This window comes from Vibrio misgurnus (assembly GCF_029635775.1).
Taxonomy (GTDB): domain Bacteria; phylum Pseudomonadota; class Gammaproteobacteria; order Enterobacterales; family Vibrionaceae; genus Vibrio; species Vibrio chanodichtyis.
This window is the reverse complement of the sequence record NZ_CP113241.1, coordinates 2,061,546-2,088,247: the sequence shown is the minus strand read 5'-3', so window position 1 is coordinate 2,088,247 and position 26,702 is coordinate 2,061,546. Positions and strand designations below refer to the sequence as shown.

At 49.3% G+C, this 26,702-nt stretch carries 17 protein-coding genes; 11 read left to right on the top strand and 6 right to left on the bottom strand.

Annotation, left to right across the window (positions count from 1 at the left end; all coding sequences use genetic code 11):
• Positions 1 to 2: 2 nt before the first annotated feature.
• Positions 3 to 2,801, bottom strand: coding sequence for a two-component sensor histidine kinase BarA (gene barA, locus OOK74_RS09485; protein ID WP_278182684.1), 2,799 nt, complete (start codon positions 2,799 to 2,801; stop codon positions 3 to 5).
• A gap of 173 nt (positions 2,802 to 2,974) precedes the next feature.
• Between barA and rlmD the strand changes: the two genes are divergently transcribed.
• From rlmD to eno, 5 genes are all read left to right on the top strand, one after another.
• Complete coding sequence (gene rlmD / locus OOK74_RS09480) at positions 2,975 to 4,297, top strand: 23S rRNA (uracil(1939)-C(5))-methyltransferase RlmD (RefSeq protein ID WP_277206642.1); 1,323 nt, start codon at positions 2,975 to 2,977, stop codon at positions 4,295 to 4,297.
• A gap of 64 nt (positions 4,298 to 4,361) precedes the next feature.
• Entirely contained in the window at positions 4,362 to 6,578 is a 2,217-nt protein-coding gene (relA, locus tag OOK74_RS09475; RefSeq protein WP_278182683.1) for a GTP diphosphokinase, read from the top strand.
• A gap of 27 nt (positions 6,579 to 6,605) precedes the next feature.
• Positions 6,606 to 7,406 (top strand): nucleoside triphosphate pyrophosphohydrolase, encoded by an 801-nt coding sequence (mazG, locus tag OOK74_RS09470; protein ID WP_274722858.1) that lies wholly within the window; start codon positions 6,606 to 6,608, stop codon positions 7,404 to 7,406.
• Positions 7,407 to 7,651: 245 nt separating this feature from the next.
• Positions 7,652 to 9,289, top strand: coding sequence for a CTP synthase (pyrG, locus tag OOK74_RS09465; protein WP_274722857.1), 1,638 nt, complete (start codon positions 7,652 to 7,654; stop codon positions 9,287 to 9,289).
• A 78-nt stretch (positions 9,290 to 9,367) separates the two neighbouring features.
• Positions 9,368 to 10,669, top strand: a complete 1,302-nt coding sequence (gene eno, locus OOK74_RS09460; RefSeq protein WP_274722856.1) for a phosphopyruvate hydratase — start codon at positions 9,368 to 9,370, stop codon at positions 10,667 to 10,669.
• Positions 10,670 to 10,785: 116 nt separating this feature from the next.
• Here the strand turns inward: eno and OOK74_RS09455 are convergent, their stop codons facing one another.
• Positions 10,786 to 11,997 carry a multifunctional CCA addition/repair protein gene (locus OOK74_RS09455; protein WP_278183266.1) on the bottom strand — a complete coding sequence of 404 codons (1,212 nt, stop codon included), beginning with the start codon at positions 11,995 to 11,997 and terminating at the stop codon, positions 10,786 to 10,788.
• 92 nt (positions 11,998 to 12,089) lie between these two features.
• Here OOK74_RS09455 and OOK74_RS09450 point away from each other — a divergent pair, with 92 nt between their 5' ends.
• A complete protein-coding gene (locus OOK74_RS09450) occupies positions 12,090 to 13,679 on the top strand; it encodes an ExeA family protein (protein ID WP_278182682.1) in 1,590 nt (529 codons plus the stop codon).
• Entirely contained in the window at positions 13,679 to 14,449 is a 771-nt protein-coding gene (locus tag OOK74_RS09445; protein WP_278182681.1) for a general secretion pathway protein GspB, read from the top strand. The genes OOK74_RS09450 and OOK74_RS09445 overlap by 1 nt, the downstream gene beginning before the upstream one ends.
• Before the next feature lie 90 nt (positions 14,450 to 14,539).
• Here the strand turns inward: OOK74_RS09445 and OOK74_RS09440 are convergent, their stop codons facing one another.
• From OOK74_RS09440 to OOK74_RS09430, 3 genes are all read right to left on the bottom strand, one after another.
• Positions 14,540 to 15,148 (bottom strand): TIGR04211 family SH3 domain-containing protein, encoded by a 609-nt coding sequence (locus OOK74_RS09440; RefSeq protein WP_166014362.1) that lies wholly within the window; start codon positions 15,146 to 15,148, stop codon positions 14,540 to 14,542.
• A gap of 166 nt (positions 15,149 to 15,314) precedes the next feature.
• Positions 15,315 to 16,577: an inorganic phosphate transporter gene (locus OOK74_RS09435; protein ID WP_274722853.1), complete on the bottom strand. Its 1,263-nt coding sequence runs from the start codon at positions 16,575 to 16,577 to the stop codon at positions 15,315 to 15,317.
• A 142-nt stretch (positions 16,578 to 16,719) separates the two neighbouring features.
• Positions 16,720 to 17,400: a TIGR00153 family protein gene (locus OOK74_RS09430; RefSeq protein WP_166014364.1), complete on the bottom strand. Its 681-nt coding sequence runs from the start codon at positions 17,398 to 17,400 to the stop codon at positions 16,720 to 16,722.
• A 205-nt stretch (positions 17,401 to 17,605) separates the two neighbouring features.
• On the opposite strand from OOK74_RS09430, the gene OOK74_RS09425 reads away from it, so the two are divergent.
• The 4 genes from OOK74_RS09425 to hldE all read left to right on the top strand — a co-directional run bounded on the left by OOK74_RS09425 (position 17,606) and on the right by hldE (position 25,181).
• Positions 17,606 to 19,123, top strand: coding sequence for a CYTH and CHAD domain-containing protein (locus OOK74_RS09425; protein ID WP_278182680.1), 1,518 nt, complete (start codon positions 17,606 to 17,608; stop codon positions 19,121 to 19,123).
• Positions 19,124 to 19,422: 299 nt separating this feature from the next.
• Complete coding sequence (locus tag OOK74_RS09420; protein WP_278182679.1) at positions 19,423 to 20,679, top strand: methyl-accepting chemotaxis protein; 1,257 nt, start codon at positions 19,423 to 19,425, stop codon at positions 20,677 to 20,679.
• 164 nt (positions 20,680 to 20,843) lie between these two features.
• The gene (gene glnE / locus OOK74_RS09415) at positions 20,844 to 23,687 is read left to right on the top strand and encodes a bifunctional [glutamate--ammonia ligase]-adenylyl-L-tyrosine phosphorylase/[glutamate--ammonia-ligase] adenylyltransferase (protein WP_278182678.1); all 2,844 of its coding nucleotides are present in this window, start codon (positions 20,844 to 20,846) and stop codon (positions 23,685 to 23,687) included.
• Positions 23,688 to 23,750: 63 nt separating this feature from the next.
• Entirely contained in the window at positions 23,751 to 25,181 is a 1,431-nt protein-coding gene (gene hldE / locus OOK74_RS09410) for a bifunctional D-glycero-beta-D-manno-heptose-7-phosphate kinase/D-glycero-beta-D-manno-heptose 1-phosphate adenylyltransferase HldE (RefSeq protein WP_274722849.1), read from the top strand.
• A 125-nt stretch (positions 25,182 to 25,306) separates the two neighbouring features.
• Here the strand turns inward: hldE and tolC are convergent, their stop codons facing one another.
• On the bottom strand, positions 25,307 to 26,623 hold the full coding sequence (tolC, locus tag OOK74_RS09405) for an outer membrane channel protein TolC (protein ID WP_278182677.1): 1,317 nt from the start codon (positions 26,621 to 26,623) through the stop codon (positions 25,307 to 25,309).
• Between the last annotated feature and the right edge of the window lie 79 nt (positions 26,624 to 26,702).

Sequence of the window (26,702 nt, the reverse complement as noted above, 5' to 3'; positions counted from 1 at the left end):
AATTAATCCTCACTCGGCAGATAACCAGCCGCGGCTTGTATCACGTTGATCATCTCATCTTGTAGCTCAAACAGTTCTGGCTCCAGTTCTGCAATCGTGACACCACTGCGTAGCGCTTGTTCTAGATTGGCACACACTCGACGCAGTTTCGGTACGCCACTGTAGGCGCAGCTGCCATGCAGTTTGTGAATATGGTGCAGCAGATCACTTGCCGAATACTGCGGATCGGCTAACGCGAGATTGACCACGTTGGCCATCTGCGGTAAGAAATCGACTAACATGCCCAGCATCTCTTGGGCCAGTGCTGGTTTATGGGCGGCTTGTTGCAACGCCAGTGACCAATCAATCACCCTCTCATCATCCTTGACCATTGTCTGCTGTGACTCTGCTATTGCAGAGGAGGCAGCCTCTCCGGCGGAGAAAGGTTTGCGGATAGCGTGCTTGGTCGAATGAGGATCCCAATCGATTAATACCTGCTGTAATACCGGCTCATCAATCGGTTTGGTCAGGTAATCATCCATGCCAGCCTTGAGTAAGCGATCCCGTTCACCCGCCATCGCGTGCGCAGTGACGGCAATCACCGGAATCTCTTGATAGCCGTCGAGCTGCTTAATCGCTTTACAAGCGGTGACGCCATCCATATGTGGCATCTGAATATCCATCAAAATGATATCGAATTGCCGTTGTTGTGCTTGCTCGAGCGCTTCTTGGCCACTGGTGCAAGCGATCACACACTCCACGCGCTCTTGCAGTAGGGCGGTGATCAGCTTGAGATTGGCAGGGTTATCATCAACGGCCATCACACGCAGTGGCAGTTTCGCAGCTTGCGGTTTCGGAGCGCTGCTACTGCTTAACGCGGGTTGCTGTGCGGCTAGGGTTTGCAGCAGTTTTTTGCGTGACAGCGGCTTGCTGATGCATTTGATTGGGTAGTGTTGCATCAATTGATCGGCGAGAGCTAATTCGGTGGTCGGCATGCCAACAATCACATGCTGGCTGATCGTGAGCGCGCGCTGTACCCAGGTTTGCACTAGGCTCGGATTGATTTCTTTATTCGGCGCGAGGTTAAGCAATACATAGTCGTAGGTTTGATCGTGCTCTGGGAGCACCGAGTGGTAGGTGACTTCCAAGCCACTTTGCTGCAAGGTTTGCTGCACAATGGCGGCCGCTTGCATATTCGGTTCAATCAATAGTAAATGACGATCGGCCAGTAATTGAGCGTCATAGCCATCATTGATTGGCAGCTCAGTGGTATGGAGGCGCAGAGTAAACCAGAATGTCGAGCCTTGGTGTAAACGGCTGGTGAGGCTGATTTCGCCGCCCATATGGCTGACCAATTTCTGGGTGATAACCAGCCCAAGACCAGTTCCGCCATAACGGCGTGAAATGCTGGCATCAGCTTGACTAAAGGCTTGAAATAGCTGGGCTTGTTGGCGCTCCGAAATACCAATCCCAGTGTCGCGCACCATAAATTGCAGGTCGATCATATCGTCACGTTGAGTGCGCATTTCGATGCTGACATCAATATTGCCGCGCTCAGTAAACTTAATCGAGTTGCCGACTAAGTTGGTCAGCACTTGCTGAATACGCAGTGGATCGCCAACCACGCCACGAGGGATCTTAGGATCGATTTTAAGCGTGATCTCCAACCCTTTTTCGTGGGCGCTGGTGGCTTGTAGGTTGACCACCTCTTCCAACACATCCTGAAATTCAAAGGCAATGTTTTCAAGTGCCAGTTTGCCCGCTTCCAGTTTGGAAAAATCTAAAATGTCATTAATGATGGTTAGTAGGTTATTGGCCGATTTATCAATGGTTTGTAAACAGTCGGTTTGGCTGTTGGTCAATTGGGTTTTGAGCATCTGCCGAGTAAAGCCAATCACGCCATTGAGTGGGGTGCGCAGCTCATGCGACATGTTGGCCAAAAATTCAGATTTAACCCGCGCCGCTTCTTGGGCGCGTTTTTTGGCGATATCCAGTTCCACGTTTTGAATTTCAAGCTGCTCAAGGGTTTCGCGCAAATCGGAAGTGGCTTGGTCGATGCTGTGTTGCATCTCGACATGGTATTCCGACAGCGACACCGCCATCGCGTTGATGCCTTTTTTCAGAGCATCTAATTCGCCATGCATTTTGCCTTCAATCCGTACATCCAAATGCCCACGTCGGATCCGGTCGACCATATTTTTCATATGGGTGATCGGGCGGGTCACATCGTGCATCAAACGAAATGCAAATACCGCAGAGAGTAAAATGCCAATCACCAGCACTAATCCAGCCGAGAAAATTTCTTGGTATTGCTGTAAGCGCAGTGATGATAGATCCAGTTCAATCGCGATATAGCCAGTGACTGGCGTGGCCGGATTGGCATCACCATTTTCGAGTAAGGTGCGCTCGGAGACGATCGGAGTGCGTAAAATCAGCGTGTTTTCATCAATCACTGAGCTACTTAAAAATGGGATCGGCTGATCTTTGGGGTACATCAACTGTTCAAAATTGGGATGAAAGTTGGAGGTGACAAACAGTTCATGATGGAGATCAAAGACCGCGATACTGCGCACTAACTTGGAGTTTTTGCGGTGTGCGTAGCTGATGATGCGGCGTACCGACTCACGGCTCTGGATACGCAGCGCATCTTCACTGGCGATCGCCAGTGGCTCGATGATGCTCGCGCCAGAACTGATCACTTGGTTTTCTAAGTCGTGATAGCGGTTAAAAGAGAATAGCGCACTGAGCAGCAGACCAATAATCAGGGTGGGAGCCAGAGTGAGGGTAATTACGCGGGCACGCAAGCCATATCTTCGATTCATTATTGTCTAAACATTGTGGTGTGGATATGGGAAAATACCCCACATTAATTCGAAACTGGGTGAGGCAGGCTTAGCGCTAGCTTAATCAACTCGCTCAGCTTCGACAATCCTCCCAGCGCAGAATAGTGACACTGGGGCGAAAACACACCGATTTCAACACTTGAGCACAAAGCATGGCACGTTTCTTTCAACCGAAAAAACCCACTACGTTAGACAAAAAGCATCAACCGGTCAGTATTGAACGGTTGGATCATCAAGGCAGCGGGCTGGCCTTTTGGCACAATAAACCGTTGTTTGTTGACGGAGCTTTGCCTGGCGAACAGGTGCTGATCCAACTCACGGAAAGCAAAAGCAAATACGCCAGAGGCCAGTTGATCAAAGTGTTGCAGCCAAGCACACAGCGGGTGGCGCCATTTTGTCAGCATTACGGACAGTGCGGTGGTTGTGATTTGCAGCATTTAGAACGCGCGGCACAAATGACTCACAAGCAGCAAGCATTAAGTCAATTAATGGTCAAGTTTGCTAAGCAGACGCTTGCTCTGTCGCCGCCGATTTGCTCTGATGATCAAGGTTATCGTCGTCGGGCGCGGCTCAGTCTGCAATGGGATAAAAAAGCCCAGCAATTGCAGTTTGGTTTTCGCCGTAAGCAGAGTAAAGCGATCGTCGGTGTTACCGACTGCCCAGTGCTTGAGGTGAGCTTAAATGCCTTGCTCCCCCCTTTAAAATCACTGTTGAGTGATTGGAGCCAGCCTGAATTATTGGGCCATGTTGAATTGGTGCGCGGCGACAATACACGAGTACTGCTGCTGCGCCATCTCGGTGCGCTAGCCGCGCAAGATCATGCCCGTTTGAGCGAGTTTGCTACCCAGCACCAGCTTAGCCTTTATCTCTGCTTAGAGGCAGGGCAACTGCAACATGTGCAAGGGGAAATCGCCTATTGTGAGGAAGCCGGGGCGCGGTTAAGTTTCTTGCCGAGCCATTTTATTCAGGTTAATCGTAGCGTGAATCAGCAGATGGTGGCGCAGGCGCTAGCTTGGTTAGAGGTTAATCCGCAAGATCAGGTGTTGGATCTGTTTTGTGGTTTAGGTAACTTCACTTTACCGTTGGCTAACTTGGCGCATCAAGTGGTTGGCGTAGAAGGGGTGGCCGAGATGGTGCAACACGCCACCCATAACGCCAAGTTGAATCAAGTTAACAATGTGGCGTTTTATCAGGCTAATTTGGAACAAGATATGACACGCGCCTCATGGGCGCAGCAGAAATTTGCTAAAGTACTGCTCGATCCTGCGCGAGCGGGAGCGGAAGGTATAGTACAACAATTGGCGGCTCTCGGGGCTGAGCGGGTGGTGTATGTCTCGTGTAATCCCGCGACATTGGCTCGTGATAGTCAAAGCTTATTAAGCCAAGGATTTCGCTTAGAAAAATTAGGTATGTTGGATATGTTCCCGCATACCAGCCATCTCGAATCGATGGCACTGTTTGTAAAAAAGGGCTAATCGCTAAACGGTTTATTGAGGCGTCGGTCGAAGGCTAACAAAGACAATTATTAGGATGATATCAATGGTTGCGGTACGCAGCGCACACTTAAACCCAGATCAACAGTTTGAACTCGCAACATGGATCACCAGTCTCGCACAAGAGGCGAAAACCGCGGCGAAATTGACCGAGGTGTATCGCGATTGTGAGCAGTTGCTGGCTACCCATTCACAAGGCCCGCTGCTGCTATGGCGTGGGCGCGAAATGATCGAAATTTTGATCACCTTGTCGATGGATCGCCCAACGTTGGTGGCCGCTTTGCTGTTTCCTATCGCCAGCAGTGGCGTGTTAGATAGCGAATCGCTGCAAGAGAGCTATGGACGAGAAGTGCTGAAATTGATCCAAGGTGTGGAAGAGATGGCGGCGATTGGTCAGCTCAATGTCACCTTGCATGGCAGTGAAGCTTCCGCTCAAGTGGATAACGTTCGCCGGATGTTGCTCGCGATGGTGGATGATTTTCGCAGCGTCGTGATCAAGCTGGCCGAGCGGATCTGTAATCTGCGTGAAGTGAAAAATGAGCCGGATGATGTGCGCCGTGTGGCGGCCAAAGAGTGTGCCAATATCTATGCGCCGTTAGCCAACCGACTCGGGATTGGGCAACTGAAATGGGAAATGGAAGATTACGCGTTTCGTTATCAGCAGCCCGAGACGTACAAGCAGATTGCCAAACAGTTATCCGAGCGGCGGATTGTACGCGAGCAGTATATTCGTGACTTTGTCGACGATTTACGTGCTGAGATGCAACTGGCGGAGATCAATGCCGAAGTCAGTGGCCGCCCCAAACACATCTACAGCATTTGGCGCAAAATGCAGAAAAAAAGTCTCGCCTTTGATGAGCTGTTTGATGTGCGAGCGGTGCGAATTATTGCCGAAAAACTGCAAGATTGTTATGCCGCACTTGGCATAGTGCATACCAAATATCGTCATCTACCGAACGAGTTCGACGACTATGTCGCCAATCCTAAGCCGAACGGTTATCAATCGATCCATACCGTCATTTTAGGCCCAGAAGGCAAAACCATCGAAATCCAGATCCGCACCAAACAGATGCACGAAGAGTCAGAGCTTGGGGTCGCGGCACACTGGAAATACAAAGAAGGCAGCAGCGCTGCCCGCAGTGGTTATGATGAGAAAATCACATGGCTGCGTAAACTGCTCGATTGGCAAGAAGAGATGTCCGATTCAGGCGAGATGCTTGATGAGCTGCGCAGCCAAGTGTTTGATGATCGGGTGTATGCCTTTACTCCGAAAGGTGAGGTGGTGGATTTACCCATGGGCGCCACTCCGCTCGATTTTGCCTACCACATCCATTCTGAAGTCGGTCATCGCTGTATCGGTGCCAAAGTAGCGGGCCGTATCGTGCCCTTTACCCATAAATTGCAGATGGGCGATCAGGTGGAGATCATCACCGCCAAGCAGCCTAATCCATCGCGAGACTGGCTCAACCCATCGCTAGGGTTCGTCCACTCAGGGCGTGCTCGGGCTAAGATCAACGCTTGGTTTCGCAAACAGAGCCGTGAGAAAAATCTCGAAGCTGGCCGTGAAATTCTCGAGAGTGAACTCGCCAAAATTGGTGCCAATCTGAAACATGCCGAGGCTTATGCACTCAAGCGTTTTAACGTTAACAGTGTGGATGAAATGTATGTTGGGATTGGCAGTGGCGATCTGCGCATTAACCAAATTGTTAATCATATTAATGCATTAGTTAATAAGCCGACCGCTGAGCAGCAAGATAAGCTGGTGCTTGAGAAGCTGCAGGAAAACAAAACGCTCACCTCCCATCGTCCGCACAAAGATGCGGTGGTGGTGGAGGGGGTCGATAATCTGATGACCCACCTCGCACGCTGCTGTCAGCCGATCCCGGGCGATGAGATCCGCGGTTATATTACGCAAGGGCGAGGCATTTCCGTGCATCGCAGCGATTGTGAGCAGCTAGAAGAGCTGAGCCATCATGCACCAGAGCGGATCATTGATACCGTATGGGGCAGCGGTTTTGCTGGCAGTTACTTACTGACGGTTCGTATCGAGGCGATGGAGCGCAGTGGCTTATTGAAAGATATCACCACCTTACTCGCCAATGAAAAAATCAAAGTGGCGAGCATGAAGAGTCGCTCAGACTATAAGCGGCAGATCATCACGATGGATTTCGATCTTGAGGTCAATAATGTGGAAGCGCTAGCCCGAGTTTCCAAGCGGATTGAACAGATCAAAGATGTGATGCTGGTTAAACGCTTAGGTTAAATGAAATCTCCATATATAAGGCAAGCTATGTCACACCCAATTGAACAACTTGAGCAAATTATGCGTCGTCTACGTGATCCTGAATCAGGTTGCCCGTGGGATAAACAACAAACCTTTGACACGATTGCCCCGTACACGATTGAAGAGACGTTTGAAGTAGTGGATGCCATCACCCAGCGCGATTGGCCGAATTTGCGTGAAGAGCTGGGTGATCTGCTATTTCAGGTGATTTTCTACAGCCAAATGGCCAAAGAACAGGGGTTGTTTGAGTTTCGTGATGTGGTTGAGACAGTGAATGAGAAGCTGACTCGCCGCCATCCCCATGTGTTTGCGGATGCTCAATTTGATAATCAAGCGCAAATTGATGCCAACTGGCAAGCAGAAAAAGCCAAAGAAAAAGCGCTGGCGGGCAAGCATCAACAGAGCATCCTTGATGCGGTGCCACGTTCGTTACCCGCCTTGTCACGTGCGGATAAAATCCAGAAAAAATGTGCTCAATATGGATTTGATTGGGATAGCGTTGGCCCGGTGGTGGATAAGGTATACGAAGAAGTCGAAGAGGTGATGCACGAAGCGTTGCAAGTGGATGTGGATACTCAAAAAGTCGAACTCGAGTTAGGCGATTTATTGTTCGCGACCGTCAATTTAGTGCGCCATTTGGGTCATGATCCTGAGATGGCGCTGAGCAAAGCCAACGCTAAATTTGTGCGCCGTTTTCAAGGGGTAGAAGAGCGAGCGAGAGCGCAACATAAGTCATTGCAAGATTTCAGTTTGTTAGAGCTCGATCAGTTTTGGCAGCAAGTCAAACAGGCGGAAAATAACCAATAACCGGGCTGGGTTAGCCGAGTTGCCAACATCATCACTCGGCGCTAAAAAAACGCCCAATCGGCCAGCAAAACTAAGTTGGCAGGTCTTCGTTTTGGTGGCTTTGCATCAATTTGGTTTGATTTGAAGCAAAAAATAAAAAATTGAGTGTGATAGATTTCACGTTGTGGCAGTGGGGGGGTTCTGGTATAGTTTTGTCCCGTCCAGATGAAATTCATTTCCCTCATTCAACCAATTTCAGGTTAAACATGACGACAAATTATATTTTTGTTACTGGCGGGGTTGTATCCTCTCTAGGTAAAGGTATTGCAGCGGCATCCCTTGCAGCGATTCTTGAAGCTCGTGGTCTTAAAGTGACCATGATGAAGCTTGACCCTTACATCAACGTTGATCCAGGCACTATGAGCCCAACTCAACACGGTGAAGTGTTCGTTACGGAAGATGGCGCAGAAACCGACCTAGATCTTGGTCACTACGAACGTTTTATTCGTACCAAGATGACCAAGCGTAACAACTTTACTGCAGGTCGTGTTTACGCTGACGTACTACGCAAAGAGCGTCGTGGCGATTATCTCGGTGCTACCATTCAGGTTATTCCTCATATTACTAACGCGATCAAAGAGCGCGTGATTGCAGGCTCTGCAGGCCATGATATCGCGATCGTTGAAGTAGGCGGTACCGTTGGTGATATCGAATCACTGCCATTTATGGAAGCGATCCGTCAGTTGGCGATCGAAGTTGGCCGTGAAAATGCGATGTTTATGCACTTAACGCTAGTGCCTTATCTCGCGGCTGCCGGTGAAGTGAAAACCAAACCAACCCAACACTCGGTCAAAGAGCTGCTTTCGATCGGTATTCAACCGGATATTCTGGTGTGCCGTAGCGATCGCATGATCCCAGCCAACGAGCGTAAGAAGATCGCTCTGTTCTGTAACGTGCCAGAAAAAGCCGTTATTTCGATGAAAGACGTCGATTCTATCTACAAGATCCCACAATTGATCCGCTCGCAAGGGCTGGATGATCTGGTGTGTGCACGCTTTGGTATTAATGCGCCAGAAGCAGATCTGTCGGAATGGGAACAGGTGATTTACGAAGAAGCCAATCCAACGGGTGACGTGACTATCGGTATGGTAGGTAAGTACACCGAACTGCCAGATGCTTACAAGTCGGTCAACGAAGCGCTGAAACATGCGGGTCTGAAGAATCGTCTGAATGTGACTATCAAATATATCGATTCGCAAGATGTTGAAACCAAAGGCACTGATGTGCTCAATGGTCTGGATGCGATTTTGGTACCGGGTGGCTTTGGCGACCGTGGTATTGAAGGTAAAATCTGCGCTGCACAGTTTGCGCGTGAAAACAAAATTCCTTACCTTGGTATCTGCCTAGGTATGCAAGTGGCACTGATTGAATACGCGCGTAACGTTGCGGGTATGGAAGGTGCTCACTCTACTGAATTTAATAAAAGCACCAAATACCCAGTGGTAGGCCTTATCACTGAATGGGTTGATGGTGAAGGTAATGTTGAAGAGCGCAGCGAAAAATCGGATCTTGGCGGTACTATGCGTCTTGGTTTACAGCTGTGCCACCTTGAGAAAGGCACCAAAGCCTATGAAATGTACGGCAGTGCGACGATTCATGAGCGTCATCGTCACCGTTACGAAGTGAACAACCTGCTGCGTCCTCAGATTGAAAAAGCAGGTTTGAAGGTTTCTGGTCTGTCAGCAGATAAGAAGCTGGTTGAAGTGATTGAGAACCCTGCTCACCCATGGTTTGTTGCAGCGCAGTTCCACCCAGAATTCACCTCAACCCCACGCGATGGTCACCCTCTGTTTGCTGGTTTTGTTAAAGCAGCAGGTCAGTACCAACGCGGTGAATTGAAGTAAAAGGATACGGGTAGTCACTTTAGCTGTGTGGCTACCCTTTTAGTTTTGACATTTAAATTCAATTGAGAGGAAACATTAATGTCTAAGATCGTTAAAGTTCTAGGTCGTGAAATCATCGACTCACGTGGTAACCCAACAGTAGAAGCTGAAGTTCACCTAGAAGGTGGTTTCGTAGGTATGGCTGCTGCGCCATCAGGTGCATCTACTGGTTCTCGTGAAGCGCTTGAACTGCGTGACGGTGACAAGTCTCGTTTCCTAGGTAAAGGCGTTCTGAAAGCGCTGGCTGCGGTTAATGGCCCTATCGCAGACGCTCTGGTTGGCAAAGATGCAAAAGATCAAGCAGCTATTGACCAAATCATGATCGACCTAGACGCGACTGAAAACAAATCAAACTTCGGTGCAAACGCGATTCTAGCGGTTTCTCTGGCGAACGCGAAAGCAGCTGCTGCAGCAAAAGGCATGCCTCTGTTTGAGCACATTGCTGAGCTGAACGGCACTCCAGGCGTATTCTCAATGCCTCTACCAATGATGAACATCATCAACGGTGGTGAGCACGCTGACAACAACGTCGACATCCAAGAGTTCATGATCCAACCTGTTGGCGCGAAAACTCTGAAAGAAGCAGTACGTATGGGCGCAGAAGTGTTCCATAACCTAGCTAAAGTACTGAAGTCTAAAGGCTACAACACTGCAGTTGGCGACGAAGGTGGTTTCGCACCTAACCTGAAATCTAACGCAGAAGCGCTAGAAGTAATCGCTGAAGCAGTAGCAGCAGCAGGTTACAAACTGGGTACTGACATTACGCTAGCGATGGACTGTGCTGCTTCTGAGTTCTACGATGCAGAGAAGAAAGAATACAACCTGAAAGGCGAAGGTCGTATCTTCACTTCTAACGGTTTCTCTGATTTCCTAGAAGAGCTGACTGAGAAGTTCCCAATCGTTTCTATCGAAGACGGTCTGGACGAGTCTGACTGGGAAGGTTTCGCATACCAAACTGAGAAACTGGGTAAGAAAATCCAAATCGTTGGTGACGATCTGTTCGTAACTAACACCAAGATCCTGAAACGTGGTATCGACAACGGTATCGCAAACTCTATCCTGATCAAGTTCAACCAAATCGGTTCTCTGACTGAAACTCTGGCTGCGATCAAGATGGCAAAAGATGCTGGCTATACTGCAGTTATCTCTCACCGTTCAGGCGAAACTGAAGATGCAACTATCGCTGACCTAGCGGTAGGTACTGCAGCGGGTCAAATCAAGACTGGTTCTATGAGCCGTTCTGACCGTGTTGCTAAGTACAACCAACTGATCCGTATCGAAGAAGCACTGGGTGCACGTGCTCCTTTCAACGGTCTGAAAGAAGTAAAAGGCCAAGCTTAATTTTAAGCTAGCCCGTGCGCAGCGGTTGACATAACGGTTGCGTGATAAATCAAACGCCCTGCATTGCAGGGCGTTTTGCTTTTCTACTGTGGATAGAAATTAAGCTTAGACATCGATTAGCCTGTGCTAATTGCGGCCACGCGCCGTTTATCCAACTCTTGTTTGATATGCTTACCTTGAAAGCCAGCTGCAATCACAGCTTGTACTTCTACGCTGAGCGCGGCTTGATAAGCGCGCTGGAAAATGTCGCGTTGTGGATAGGGCTCGGTCTCTAAACCTAAACGGCCGCAATGATCCGCTTCGCAGCACAATAACACTTGCTCAAGCCGCTCAGGCTTACGCCATACATCCAACAGTCCTAGAACCTTGAGTTTGGTGGCGGGTTTTAATTCGTCCGCACGGTGGATATTGGAGTGCTGCGCGCACACTGCGAGCGCCAAATCGCGAAACTCATTCGGTATGCGAATCCGTTCACATAATGATTCAATGATTTTTAGCCCAGTATGGCCGTGTAATTTATGGCTTGGCCATTCCGCTGGCGGTGTCACTCCTTTGCCTAAATCATGCACTTGCGCCGCAAAACGCACCGCAAGCGAATCAGAAAGTCGTGCCGCTTGCTTCGCCACCATCAAGGTATGAATGCCTGTATCGATCTCTGGGTGCCACCGTTCGGGTTGTGGAACACCAAACAGACGATCGATTTCGGGCAGTACAATGGCGAGCGCACCACAATCGCGCAGCACCTGCAAAAACACTTCGGGATGATGGGTTGAGAGTGATTTATGCCACTCTTGCCACACTCGCTCGGCGGTTAAGTGCTGTAATTCGCCTGACTGAGCAATGTCAGCCATCAACTGCATGGTCTGCTCGGCAACCGTGAAACCGAGATGATGCAGCTTGGCCGCAAAGCGCGCTACGCGCAGTACGCGCAGCGGATCTTCGACAAAAGCCGCAGAGACATGGCGCAGCACTTTCGCGGCGAGATCGCGTTGACCACCATAAGGATCGATCAGTTGGCCGGCTTGATCTTGCGCGATGGCATTGATGGTCAGATCGCGGCGCAGCAAATCCTCTTCTAAGCTCACATCCGGCGTGTAATGGCAGGCAAAGCCAGTGTAACCAACCCCGGTTTTGCGTTCGGTACGCGCTAAGGCATATTCTTGTTTGGTCTTTGGATGTAAGAACACCGGAAAATCCTTACCGACCATTTGAAATCCAAGCTCTAACATGGCTTGTGGGCTTGCCCCCACCACCACCCAATCGCGATCATAAACCGGCAATTGCAGTAATTGATCGCGTACTGCGCCACCGACCAGATAAATTTGCATCATAGAGTCTCAAAAAATTACATGAATGGCATTGGCTAATCTTAGTCAGCAATGATACGTTGCACCCACAGTGATGAATAGGGTTAACCAGCATGTATCTACACTTCTTTGGGTTTGACGAGTTACCGTTTTCGATCGTCCCCAACGCGCGCTATCTCTATCTGAGTCAGCGTCATCAGGAAGCCATAGTACACCTGCAAGCCGGTTTGGGCGATGGTGGCGGTTTTGCGATGCTCACTGGTGAAGTGGGTACCGGTAAAACCACTGTCGCTCGAGCGATTTTGGCCAGTTTGCCGGGCAAAACGCGCGCCGGGATGATCCTCAATCCGACTTTTTCCGATCTGGAGCTATTGGAAGCGATTTGCGATGAGTTTGAGGTTAGCTATCCGAAACAAGCGACGTTAAAGACGCTCACACAAGTGCTGCATGAGTTTTTGTTGGCCGAGCATGCGCAAGGCATACAAGTACTCTTGATGATTGATGAAGCACAGCACCTCGCTCCGGATGTGTTAGAGCAGTTGCGTTTGCTAACCAATCTAGAAACCGACCAGCATAAACTGCTGAAAGTGCTACTGATTGGTCAACCGGAGTTGCAAGACAAACTGCGCATGCCGCAATTACGCCAGCTCGCGCAGCGGATCACGGGACGCTATCATCTGTTACCGCTCACCGAACAGCAATGTGTTCATTATATTCACTTTCGAGTCGAGCAAGCCGGGGGCGATCCCGCGCTGTTTGCTCGTAAAGGGTGCCTATGGATAGCTAAGCAAACACACGGTATTCCGCGCTTAATTAATCTGGTGTGTGATGCGGCGCTGAAGCAAGCTTATCAAGCGGGTGAGCAAACGCTGAGTTTGGCGAGAATTAAGCTTGCCTGCCAAGCAGTGATGAGCTTTCAATCCTCCGTTTATCAAGTGACATCAAGCAAACCACCCGCGCGCAAACTCTCTTATCTCTTCAGCGCATTGGGGGGGATTGTTCTGAGCGCAGTATTGGCATGGCAATTACCACCCCAGCTTGATCGAGCTATGCAAAGCTATTTTCCGCTAGCAGAAGTGGTGCCACCGACCGAGCAGATGGTTTTCCCTCCAGCACTACGTAGTGCGTTGCTCAATGCGACCAGTAGCGAACATGCCTTTGAAACCCTGTATGCAGTTTGGGGGTATCAAGCCTCGGTGATGGAGCGGTTTTGCCAAACTCAGGCGGATACGGCGCTCTGGTGCGAAGAGCAGAGCGGAGATTGGTCAACGCTGCAAATTTACGATTTGCCAGCGGTATTGACTTTAGTGCTGGATGAAGTGCCAGTTTACGCAGTGCTGTATCGCTTAACGGGCGAGCAAGTTGAGCTGTTGGTGAATGGCGAGCGTTATCGTGTTGCACGTCAATGGCTAGAGCCGCTATGGAATGGGCAGTTTGCTCTACTTTGGCAAGGTGGTTTTTCCCGAACCTTAAAACAGGGAATGCGAGGGGGAGATGTCGCGTTACTCGAGAGCAAATTGGCGCAAGTGTTAGGTGCGCCTGAACGTCCGCGTGAGCAATTTGATAAGGATTTGTCGCGTAAAGTTGAGTTATTCCAACGTTGGCAAAATATGCATGTTGATGGTATCGCAGGAAGACAAACCTTACGCCGCCTTGAGCTATTGACCCAGCAGCAAGCACCAAGCTTGCAGGAGGAGGGATAATGTCAAAAGTAATGCATGCCTTGCAGCAATCTCAGCACCATTATCAACAAGCTCATCCAGTCAGTGATCGCGCTTATACCGAGCAAGAACCCGCAGCGATGAGTCGATCACGCTGGTTGCATTTAATGCTGTGGCTCGTGCCGGGGTTAGTGACAGCGGGAGTGATGACTTACCAACGCTATGAACAAGTGCAGCAGGAAGTGGCTAATCGACCAACCGAGCCTAAAACGGTGCAAGTTGATGCGCCATTAGAGCGTTTAACTTATCCCGAATTTGAGGATCTGCAACCGACCTTTGTCGAATCAGTACTCGACGAATCCTATCCAGAAGAGGATTTGACGTCTTTAGCTGGAAACATAGTGTCACCACCGGCGACAATCCAAGCTTCTGCTCAACAGAGTGCATCAAATCAGGCGTTAGGCGATCTCGATTTAACTCAGCTTTCGCCTGAATTAGCATTGCGTGTTCAGGCGATTATGCGCGATCAATCCAGTGAGTCAGCCGCCCCAACCACAGCAACTTCTGCGGCGGTGCCATTAACTCAGCACAGCGATCGTTACCAAGGGCAGCTTCCAGCACTGAATTTTCAGATGCATGCTTTTTCCAGTAATGACCAAAAACGCTGGATAAAAGTGAATGGGGTCGAATATCGTGAAGGGGATAGCTTAGCGCCTGAGGTCAAGTTACAAAGTATCAAGCCCCAAAGCAGCGTGATTATCTTTGGTGGTGAGGAGATCGAGATACCAGCACTGTATGACTGGAAAGGTTAGGTGCAGCCCAACTCTTATTGCCCAACGATGAAAGAGAGCTAAAACAAAACGGTCACCTAAGTGACCGTTTTGTCTAAGTAAGCTGGATAGTTAGGCCCAACCAGAAGGATTACGTTTACGGCGTGGCACAATATGCGGTAATAGCAAACCAAATAGTAAGCCGATCCCTGCGACGCCACCGCCATAGGTGAAGTATTTGAGCAGCAAATCTTCTTTTTGCGTATCGAGTTTGGCGCGCAGTTCGCGAATTTCCGTTTGTGACTGGGTGAGCTGTTTACTGATCTCGCTGTAACTACGTTCCAGATCGGTGATCTGTTGATTGCGCAGCTCAAGGGATTCGGCCAGTCCCGCTTTTTCACTGTCGGCATTTTGTCGCGCATTGGCTAACTGCTTTTTCACATCGGCCAATTCTTGCTCCAGCGCGGGTAGGCGCAGTGCATTGCTGACTTGACGGCTAATCAAGCGACTTTCTACCCAACCGGTACGGCCGCGTTCATCGCTGATCTGGCTATAGCCATTTTCTTTATTGACACTGAGCAGCTTAACTTTTTCACCTGCTTCAATGCTGCCAAGAATACGGTATTGGTTACTTGGGCCTGAATGCATGTAAGTGAAGAGTTTATCGGCAATGTAGCGCTCTTGCGCGAACGTTGGTGCAGCCAACATGGAAAGTAGCACCATGCAGATCAGTTTTTTCACAGTAAATCCCTTAGGTTAACGATAGGTTTAGTGATAGGTCTCATCAAATGTGTCGCAAATAGTATGCAGTTTTGGTAAGCGCTGCAACTAACAAGGGAGGCTAAGCCTCCCTTTCTGTGCGTTTGAGCCAATCCTGACGGTTGGCTAACTCTGATTTTACCTAGGCTTAGCCGACAAACACTGCTTGAATAGCGTAGAAGAACACCACCGCCAGTAGCGCACCAGCCGGAAGGGTGACCACCCAAGAGGCGACAATGTTACGCACTACACCTAAGTTAAGTGCGGCAATACCACGTGCAAAACCTACCCCTAACACAGCACCCACCAAAGTTTGTGTGGTTGAAATAGGCAGACCAGTACCAGAAGCCAGCACTACCGTAGAGGCGGTGGCAAGCTGAGCGGCGAAACCACGGCTTGGCGTCAGTTCAGTAATTCCAGTGCCTATAGTGGCCATGACTTTATGACCCAGTGTGGCTAAGCCAACCACGATACCAAAACCACCAAGCGGTAGGATCCACCATGCGATCGAGCTTTTCGCTGCCACTTCACCCATATGCTCAACGGTTGAAACCACCGCTGACAATGGACCAATCGCGTTGGCGACATCGTTTGAACCGTGGGCAAAGGCCATCGCACAGGCGGTGATCACCATCAATACGCTAAAGATGCTCTCTACACCACTAAAGCCGTGGTCTTCATCTCGATTGGCAAATTTGCGTTGAATGTACAAGTAGCCGCCGACCATCACAATCGCAGAGAGTACCGCCGCCCACATCCAAGCTTCGGTGTTTGAAAGGTGTAGGCCAACGTGCTTCAAGCCTTTTTTGATGGTCACCAGCGCAATCACCATTGTAGTGATAAACATGTACACTGGCACAAAACGCTTAGCATTAATCAGCGGTTTTTCGGTATCAAAAATCAGGCGTTGGGCGCTGACAAAGATCAGGTAAGCAAATAAGCCAGAAATGACTGGCGTGATCAGCCAGCTACCGACGATGCCTTGTACTGAGCTCCAATCGACCGCTTCAGTGCCTACCGACACACACGCAAAACCGATGATCGCACCAATAATCGAGTGGGTAGTGGAAACCGGCCAGCCCATATAAGAGGCGACCAGTAACCAAGTTCCAGCTGCCAGCAGAGCTGACATCATGCCGTAGATCAGCACATCCGGTGTATTTACGAAAAGTGAAGTGTCGATAACCCCATTACGGATAGTTTCCGTCACTTCACCACCGGCTAAGTAAGCGCCTGCGAATTCAAAAATCATCGCAATAATAATTGCTTGTTTAACAGTGAGTGCTTTTGACCCTACGGAAGTGCCCATGGCATTGGCCACATCATTGGCACCAATACCAATTGCCATCAAGAAACCGAAGACAGCTGCCACAATAATCAACACAGTGCCGTAGTTTGCAAGGATTTCCATCGTAATACCTAGTTGTTGATAACAAGCGGAGCAACCTTTGCTTGTTTTTTTATGCACATGACAACCTTCAGCGTAGTGAGTACTTAGCGCCTAGCGGGTTGTCATCATATGGTTGCTCTTCGTTATTTGGTTAACTTTAAATTTAAGAACGAGAAAGCATCAGCTCTAAGCGAGCGCCAACGCGCTGCGCTTGGTCGGCAATGCCGCCCACCCATTCAAGAATTTTGTACAAGAACATGACATCAATCGGATTCATTTTCGATTCGATGGCCATCAGTTGCTGGCGCAGGCGAATCTGCATGGTATCGGTGTCATCTTCAATCACATCCAGTTGATGGATCATTTCAGCCACGAGGGTGACCTCACGGCCTTTGAATCCGGTTTCCAATAACTCGTCGAGCTCGCTGATCACCTTCTGCGCTTGGTTCGCTGCATCTAAACAGCGTTTAACGTAAGCGATGAAGTTTTCTTGGAGAGGCTCAGGGATGATAAGCTGACGGCCATACACTCGGCCGGCAATATCTTTGGCAAGGTTAGCTAATTTATCCTGTTGGGTGAGCAGTTCAAGCATGTCACTGCGATCGACTGGCATGAACAAACCACGAGGAAGTTTAAGGCGGATTTCACGTTTTAACACGTCAGCTTCTTTCTCAAGGTGAGAAATTTGTGCACGAATTTCACCGGCCGTTTCCCAATCATCTTTGTTACAAACTTCAAAGAAATTGATCAGATGTGAGCAGCATTCATTCACACACACAACATGACGTTGCAAAGGCTTAATTGGGGACTTTGCAAATAACCCCATAATTGTATTTACTGGCATGGTCATTCAACCTAATAGCTATAACCTTTAAATAACATACACCATAATATGGTGAAATGTTGAGCGTTGGCTATAAAGGCGCGCATGTTAACTCAAACACTGGCGCAATAAAACTGTTTTAGATCACGATTGAACGGATATTTCTCTCTTGCTCCTATGTCTATAAGGCAATATCCTGTCGGCATCTGCAGCGAAAGGTATAACTATGGAAACCGAGATAGAACTGAAGTTTTTTGTTTATCCAGAATTTTCGACGATTTTATGCGCCAAACTTTCTGAAACTAAAGTACTTCAGCACAGCTGTCGCGAGCTAGGAAACACGTACTTTGATACACCTGACAACTGGTTACGCCAGCATGATATTGGCTTGCGCATCCGTCGTTTTGATGAAGTGTATGTCCAAACGGTGAAAACCGCTGGCCGCGTGGTGGCAGGTCTGCATCAGCGTCCAGAGTTTAATGCCGAACATCATAGTAATGATCCCGATCTCTCTTTACACCCGATGGATATTTGGCCGGCCGCGAAACCGTTGGCCGAGTTGCAAGCCGAGTTATTGCCACTGTTTTCTACCAATTTTACCCGTGAACAATGGCTGATTAGCATGGCTGATGGTAGCCAAGTCGAGGTTGCTTTTGATCAAGGTGTGGTGGTGGCCGGTGAGCGCCAACAGCCGATTTGTGAAGTGGAATTAGAGCTTAAATCAGGGCAAACCGATGCACTGTTTACCTTGGCACGTCAGTTGTGTGAACAGGGCGGCATGCGCTTAGGTAACCTAAGTAAAGCCGCGCGTGGCTATCGGTTAGCGGCTAACCATGCGGGTGAGCCGATCACGCCATTGGCACTGGTCAGTGTCGATAAAAATGACAGCGCAGAATCGTGCTTCATTCGTGCGCTGGAACATGCCCTTGACCATTGGCACCGTCATGAGCAGATTTACATCGAGCGTGAAGAGGTGGCCGCTCTACATGAAATACACCATGCGGTCAGTTATTTACGCCAATTGTTGTCAGTGTATGGTGGGGTGATACCGCGCCGTGCCAGTGCCATTTTACGTCAAGAATTGAAATGGCTAGAGCAAGAGCTGCAGTGGCTAAAACAGTTTGAATACCTTGCCAGTTTGCAAGAGGACAAAGGCTATGCGCTGCGTAAATTGGATGCGCGTAAGTTCTTGGTGACTGAGCTAAAAACTGTGCAAGAAAGTTTACCCCAGCGTGAGGATACTCTGCGCTTGTTGAGTAGTGCGCGTTATACCGGACTATTGCTCGATCTTAGTCGCTGGGTATTGACCCGTGGTTGGCAGCCGTTTTTAGATGACAAAGCGCGTGAAAAAATGGCACTGCCGCTGGAAATCTTTGCGGTAAGAAAACTGGATCGAGCTTGGGCTGAGTTAATGGAAGCTTTCCCTCCGGGTAAAGTACTAACCGTGCAAGAGTACATCGATCAGCAGTATCGTTTAATGCGCAATTTGTACACAGGGGTCAGTTTTGCCAACTTGTATGCGGCGGAAGATCGTCAGGCATTTCGTATGCCGTGGGCCGATTTATTGCATGGCATTGATGATCTACTGCGCCTGAAGCCGTTAGAGCGGCTGGTGGATTTACTGCAAGGTGACGAGCAAGATCAACTGAAACGCTGGCTGAACCGTCAAGAAAACTCAATTCTGCATGCGATGGAGCAGAGCCGCACTATGGGGGTTGAAGCCCATCGTTATTGGCATGAGTAACACGTTTTTGTTGTTGATCACTGAGTGTGATTGAGATCAGGGAGGCTTTGGCCTCCCTGATTGCTTGCTACACCTTGGTAAAAACTCTTTAGTTTTGGTGGTAGAAGCCGATAGTAGGTGACGAGAATGCTCGGGAAGCCGACCAAGCTCACAAATTATTTTACTCAACGAAAGAATTAGCGATGTGCCGCGCATTGGTTGAGTTTAATGTTTGTTATCATCGGCATTATTCGTACAACTGATTGCATTAATACGCGCTCAGTTTGGTTACCTAATCTCAATAATATGGAGTCAGGATCATGACAACGATGTCTTTTAAGCCGTGGGAGCGTTTAATTACCGATTTTCGCTTAGTGCCGAAAATGGTGATACTAATGGTATTCAGCACGGTGTTGATCGTTGGCAAGCAGTTATGGGATGCCAGTATTTTCTACCAGTCGCTGCTCTCGGCTACCCAAAATGCGCAAGTCGCCCAGCAGTATTATGATAACTACTTGGTGCAAATCTTTTGGCAAACCCTGCTATTAATTGCTTTCTTTGCTGCACTGCTGCTGTTTGTTGCACGAGTCATGCTGCGCCAAACTCAGTACCTGAATGATGCAATTAAGTTAATGGCACAGCGTAATTTATCGCAACCGATCAATATGGACTGTAAAGATGAATACGGTGATGTGGCGCGTGAGCTAGAAAAAACGCGTCATCAATTGCAAGAGCTGATCCGCACGCAGATCAACGCCTCACAGGAATTAACTTCATTGACTGAAGTGATGACCATGAGCATGTCGGAAACCAAAGATTCGGCGCTGGAAGAGTTCAATGAGATTGATCAACTAGCGACAGCGATGAGTGAAATGTCATCGACCGTCCAAACTGTGGCGGAACATGCGCAAAATGCCTCATCCCTGACCGAAAGTACCTCACTGCAAGCCGATACCGGCCAGCAGTTTGTGAAAAGCACCATCAGTAAAATGAGTGAATTGTCGAAAGACATCAGCGCTTCTGCTCACGCGGTCAATCAGGTTGAAGAGCGAGTGGTCGCGATCAGCAGTGTGGTGGGTACCATTCGTGGCATTTCAGAGCAAACCAATTTATTGGCGCTCAATGCGGCGATTGAAGCGGCGCGTGCCGGTGAAGCTGGACGTGGCTTTGCGGTGGTGGCTGATGAAGTGCGTAATCTGGCGCAGCGTACCCAAAATGCGACGGTGGAAATTCAAGAGATGATCACTCAGTTGCAACAGAGTGCCAACAGCGCGGTCGATTTAATGGAAAAAAGCGTCGTGCAAGCGGCGGATGGGGTTGAGCTGATCACCAATGCTGGCACTGAGCTGGATGGGATTGTCAGCCAAGTGCAGCAATTAAATGATATGAACTTCCAAATTGCTTCTGCCGCCGGCCAGCAAAGCAGTGTGGCAGAAGAGATGAACAAAAATCTCAATAATGTCCGCGAATTGGTTGAAGGCTCAGTCACCGTGATGAGCGAACTGTTAGAAACATCAGAAATCATGCAAACTAACGCCGAAGAGTTGGATAGCAAAATCACTGCCTTTCGAGTGTAAACCCGCTAACACGGTTCCACTCAATAAAAAGAGGAATATAACGCTCACACTCTGCGGTGGGCGTTTTTTTTCAACCCCAGTTTGCGATATAACTCATCACTGATAACGAATCATGAATTAGCGTAATCACCATAGAGCTTAACCGATCAAGACAAGGACGCCGCATGCCACTGCCTAGTGCTCTTTTACCCATCGCCGAACAACATTATCAGCAACTGTTGGCATTGCAGCCAGAGATTGCTCAATGGCCGGCTGATTATCAAACCGAGCTGCATCGAGTGCTTGGGCTGAGTGAGTTTATTGCCGAAACTTTAAAGCGGGATCGCCAGTTGTGCCAGCAATTGCCGAACTGGCTTGCCCAAGCGTCACGTTGGCAGGGCTATCGACACCAATTGGCACAACATTTGGTGGATTGTCATGATGAATCCGCAGGGCAAGCGATACTGCGAAAATTTCGTCATCAAGAGATGGTCTACATCGCATGGCGTGATTTTTGTGGCAGTTGGACGATTGAGCAGAGCCTCACGCATCTTTCACAATTGGCGGAAGCGTTAATTTTTGAAAGTTACCAATGGTTATATCAGCGCTGTTGTCTGGAAATGGGTACACCATGTAATGCACAAGGCCAGCCACAACCAATGCTGATCATTGGGATGGGCAAACTAGGTGGTGGTGAGCTTAATTTCTCCTCTGATATCGATCTGATTTTCACTTATCCGGAAAATGGTGAAACCCAAGGTGCGCGCCGAGCAATCGCCAATGCTCAGTTTTTTACCCGGCTTGGCCAACGCTTGATCAAATTGTTGGATCAGCCGACACCGGAGGGCTTCTGTTATCGAGTTGATATGCGTTTGCGCCCATTTGGTGATAGTGGTCCACTGGCAATGAGCTATGCGGCGTTAGAAGATTATTATCAAGAGCAGGGGCGTGATTGGGAACGCTACGCGATGATCAAAGCGCGGGTGATTGGGCGCGAAATGTATCCCCAATACCAAGAGCTGCGCCAAATGTTGCGGCCTTTCGTCTTTCGGCGTTACATCGATTTCAGTGCCATTCAGTCGCTGCGTCGCATGAAATCGATGATCAGTAGCGAAGTGCGCCGCCGTGGTTTAAGTAACAATATTAAACTCGGCGCGGGCGGGATCCGCGAAATCGAATTTATCGCCCAAGTGTTTCAATTGATCCGAGGTGGCCGCGAGCCAAGCTTACGTAAACGCGGCCTATTGGAAACGCTGGATGCGATTGCTGAGTTAGCCCTGTTGCCACTCGCGCAAGTGCAAGATCTGCGGGATGCTTATCGCTTTTTGCGCCGAGTAGAAAATTTGCTGCAAGCGATCGCCGATAAACAGACGCAGACCTTGCCAGATAAAGAGCAAGATCAATGGCGGCTTGCGGTGGCAATGGGAGTGAGCGATTGGTCAAGTTTGCAACAACAAGTGAACCAGCATATGCAGCAGGTGCATCAGGTCTTTGCGAGCTTGATCGGTGAAGATGAGGAAGAAGATCAAACGGTGGAGCGCCATTTTCATGAGCTGTGGGATATGGCCCATAAGCCGGAAGTGATCGAGCACATTATTCAGCACGATCTTGGCCTCGCCGCTGGCGAGCAGCCGATTCGCATCATTACCCAATTTAAAGAGGATCTCGCCAAGCGTACTATCGGCCCCCGTGGGCGCGAGGTACTCAATCGCTTGATGCCGAAACTGTACCAAGCGGTGTTTGCTCATCCTGAGGCCGAATTTGGTTTAGCCCGCGTGCTCAACCTGCTGCACAATATTGCAACTCGCACCACTTACCTTGAATTGTTGGATGAGCATCCGGCGGCGTTAGTGCAACTGGTACGGTTGTGTACCGCCAGTCCAATGATTTCAGAGCAGTTAGCGCGTTATCCGATTTTGCTCGATGAACTGATCGATCCACAGCATCTGTATCACCCGATCCCACTAGAGTCTTATCAAAGCGAGCTGCGCGATTTTCTGGCGCGAATTCCAGAGGAAGATATGGAGCAGCAGATGGAAGCGCTGCGCCAATTTAAGCAGATCTCGATTTTACGCATCGCGGCGGCAGACATTGCGGGCGCGCTGCCGATCATGAAAGTGAGTGATCACTTAACCTATCTGGCCGAAGCGATTGTCGAAGCGGTGATCCGTCAAGCCTGGCTGCAAGTGAGCAGCAAATATGGCGAGCCGACCCATCTTAAACAGCGTGATGGCAAAGGTTTTGGCGTGGTGGGCTATGGCAAAGTCGGCGGTTGGGAGCTTGGCTACAACTCAGATTTAGATATCGTGTTTATGCACGATTGCCCAGCCGAGGTGTACACCGACGGCGAGAAAGTGATTGATGGTCGCCAGTTTTATTTACGCTTAGCCCAGCGCGTGATGCACATTTTTTCCACCCGTACCGCATCGGGAATTCTGTATGAGGTAGATACCCGCCTGCGCCCCTCCGGCGTTTCCGGATTACTGGTTTGCCCAACCCAAGCGTTTGATGAGTACCAACGCCAAGAGGCGTGGACATGGGAGCATCAAGCCTTGGTTCGAGCGCGGATGATTTACGGTGATGCACCGCTGCAACAAGCGTTTGCCACTACGCGGCATGAGATCCTTTGCTTGCCACGCGAGCCAGAGCAGTTGAAACAAGAGGTGGTTGCCATGCGCTTGAAAATGCGCGATCACCTTGGCGGCAAAAAAGCCGGTCGTTTTATGCTCAAGCAAGATCAAGGCGGGATTACCGATATTGAATTTTTAGCGCAATATCTGGTGTTATGTTTTAGCCATCAACAGCCTAAGCTGACCCGCTGGTCGGATAATGTGCGTATTTTTGAGTCGTTGATGCAGCATCAAGTGATGGATGAAACACAAGCGCTGGCTTTGACTCAGGCTTACACCAGCATGCGGGATCAAATCCATCGCCGTAATTTACTCAACCAATCGGCCGATGTGCGCGATACGCAATTTGTCGTGGAACGTCAACAAGTGATACAAGCTTGGCAGCAGTGGCTCGCTTGATGACTTCTGCCCTTTCAGTGGCTGTGATAGACTTGGTCGCAATCGGATTATTGGAGATTAAGCATGAAACCAGTCCTACCTGACTACAGCAAAGCAGGGGTATTAATTGTCGGTGATGTGATGCTAGACCGTTACTGGTATGGCCCAACTGGCCGTATCTCACCGGAAGCCCCGGTGCCTGTGGTCAAAGTAGAGCAGAGTGAGGAGCGGCCTGGCGGCGCGGCTAACGTGGCGATGAATATTGCGTCATTAGGCGGCCAAGCGCACATTATTGGCCTGATTGGGCAAGATGAACCGGCGCGTGTGCTGACCGACAAATTGACTTCACTGAAGGTAGATTGTGATTTTGTGGCGTTGGCTAATTATCCGACCATCACTAAATTGCGCGTTTTGAGCCGCGGCCAGCAGTTGATCCGTCTCGATTTTGAAGACAAATTTGAAAATACCGATGCGAATTTGATCTTATCGCGTATGCAAAATGCGCTACCTAAGGTGCGTGCGGTGATCCTGTCTGACTATGCCAAAGGTGCGCTAGAGCACGTGCAGCAGTTTATTCAACAAGCTAAGCAGGCTGGGGTTCCGGTGTTTATTGACCCGAAAGGCAGTGATTTTGAACCGTACCGTGGTGCATCACTGCTAACGCCGAATATGTCTGAGTTTGAAGCGGTGGTCGGTAAAGTGACATCGGAGCAAGATCTGGTCGACAAAGGCTTCGCACTGATTGAGCAGTTCGATTTAGAAGCGTTATTGGTGACGCGTAGTGAACATGGTATGACCCTGTTACGCCGTGGAATGACACCATTCCATTTGCCAACCCAAGCGCGCGAAGTGTATGACGTGACCGGTGCCGGCGATACGGTGATTTCAGTGTTGGCCGCTTCAGTTGCGGCAGGTAAAGATTTGGATGAAGCGTGTGCGCTGGCCAATGCCGCAGCTGGGGTAGTGGTAGGTAAACTGGGCACCTCAACCGTTTCGACCATTGAATTGGCGGAGGCGGTACACGGCAGTCAAGATACCGATTTTGGCGTGATCAGCGAACAAGCCCTGATTGAAGCAGTGAAAAAAGCCAAGGCGCGCGGTGAAAAAGTGGTGATGACTAATGGCTGCTTTGATATTTTGCACGCTGGCCATGTTTCCTATCTTAACCATGCGGCCGAGCTTGGCGATCGACTGATTGTAGCGGTCAATACTGATGAGTCAGTCAAACGCTTAAAAGGCCCAGCGCGTCCAGTCAACAGCACTGAGCGTCGCATGGCAGTATTAGCTGGACTCGGCGCGGTGGATTGGGTGGTGCCATTTAGTGAAGATACGCCACAGCGTTTAATCGCGGCCGTATTGCCTAATTTGTTAGTCAAAGGTGGTGATTACCAACCGCATGAGATCGCGGGTGGGCAAGAGGTGATGGCGGCCGGTGGTGAAGTGAAAGTGTTGAACTTTGAAGATGGATGTTCAACTTCAGAAATTATCGCGGCAATTAAAGGCGGGCGTGGTTAATTCCCCCCCAGCCAGTGCGCGACAGTGATTAACTGGATTGCTGAAGCGTTCGCTGATGTTATCAATAAGCAAAGGGGCCAAATGAACAGGCCCCTTTATTTTTGGTATCAATCGATAGTGGCGAATTATTTTTTCGCGACTCGCAAGCCCGCATTGACATCAATAATGTCTTGCTCACTCAGCGTACCAATGGCTTGGCGCAGTTGTAGTACATTCAAAATGTAGTCGTAACGTGCATTAGACAAGTTTTTGTTGGCATCATACAGACGGCGTGTAGCATCAAGCACATCGACAATGGTACGCGTACCCACATCAAAACCTGCTTCAGTCGCTTCAAGGGCTGATTTGGCCGAAATTACCGCTTGCTCGTAAGCACGCAGGGCACCGATTGAGGCATTAATGTTGTTGTTGTAAGCACGTACATCTTTCACCACCGAACGATAAGTCGCTTCAAGATCTTGACTGGCAGCCACGTAAGCAAATTCAGCCTGCTTGGTTAGTGAGGTAGTGTTACCACCGGTGTAAAGTGGTACCGACAAATTAACCCCGATTTTGAAATCGTTGTACTCTTCACCGGAAGTACCTTTGGCGTTATCGTTACTGTTGTTACCATAGTTGTAACCACCATCCAGTGTCAGTGATGGCAGATGGCCAGAACTGGCTAGCGAGATATTATCGCGCGCCACATCTTGGCTAATGCGCGCACTCAGCAGCGATAAGTTTTTCTGCTGAGCTTGCTCAATCAGCGCTTCGCTTGACTCTGTGGTACGGCTTGCCGCAAAACGTTTGGTGTCTAATACCGCCAGTTTTGAATATCCTTGGCCAGTGATTTCACGCAACGTCTCATAGCTATTGATCAGATTGTTTTCGGCGAGCACTTCATCGGCTAACACGCTATCGTATTGTGCTTGTGCATCGTGTACGTCAGTAATCGCCGACAAGCCAACTTCAAAGCGTTGTTTGGTTTGCTCTAATTGACGACCGACCGCCGCTTTTTCGGCTTGCACGAATTCAAGGGTATCTTGAGCGAGCAGCACTTCAAAATAGGCTTGTGCGACACGCAGGATCAAACCTTGCTGAGCTGCTGCGTATTGTGAATCCGCTTGGCGCGCTTTTTTCTCTGCGGTATCTAAATTTATCCAGCTTGAACGTTGATACAGCTCTTGTGAGAACGCAATGCCCGCCGAGAGCAGATCACTTTCCCGTGAGTCTTGATCACTACGGCTGATATTGTAACCAGCAGTCAGGTTAATCTGTGGTAATAGACTGCTGCGGCTGGAGTTTATCGCTTCAAATGCCGCTTCACGTTGCGCGGCGACACTGAGTAATTGAGGGTCATGTTCTTTTGCTTGGTTATAAATCTCTGCCAGGTTTTCTGCCCACACAGCAGAACTTAGTGTGCCTAGCGCAGCACTAACAAATAATGGAATCAGTTTTTTCATCGGTCCTATTCCTGACGTGATGTGAAAGGATTTATTCCTCAAGAGTTTAACCCAAATTGGTGGTAATTCACTCGAAACT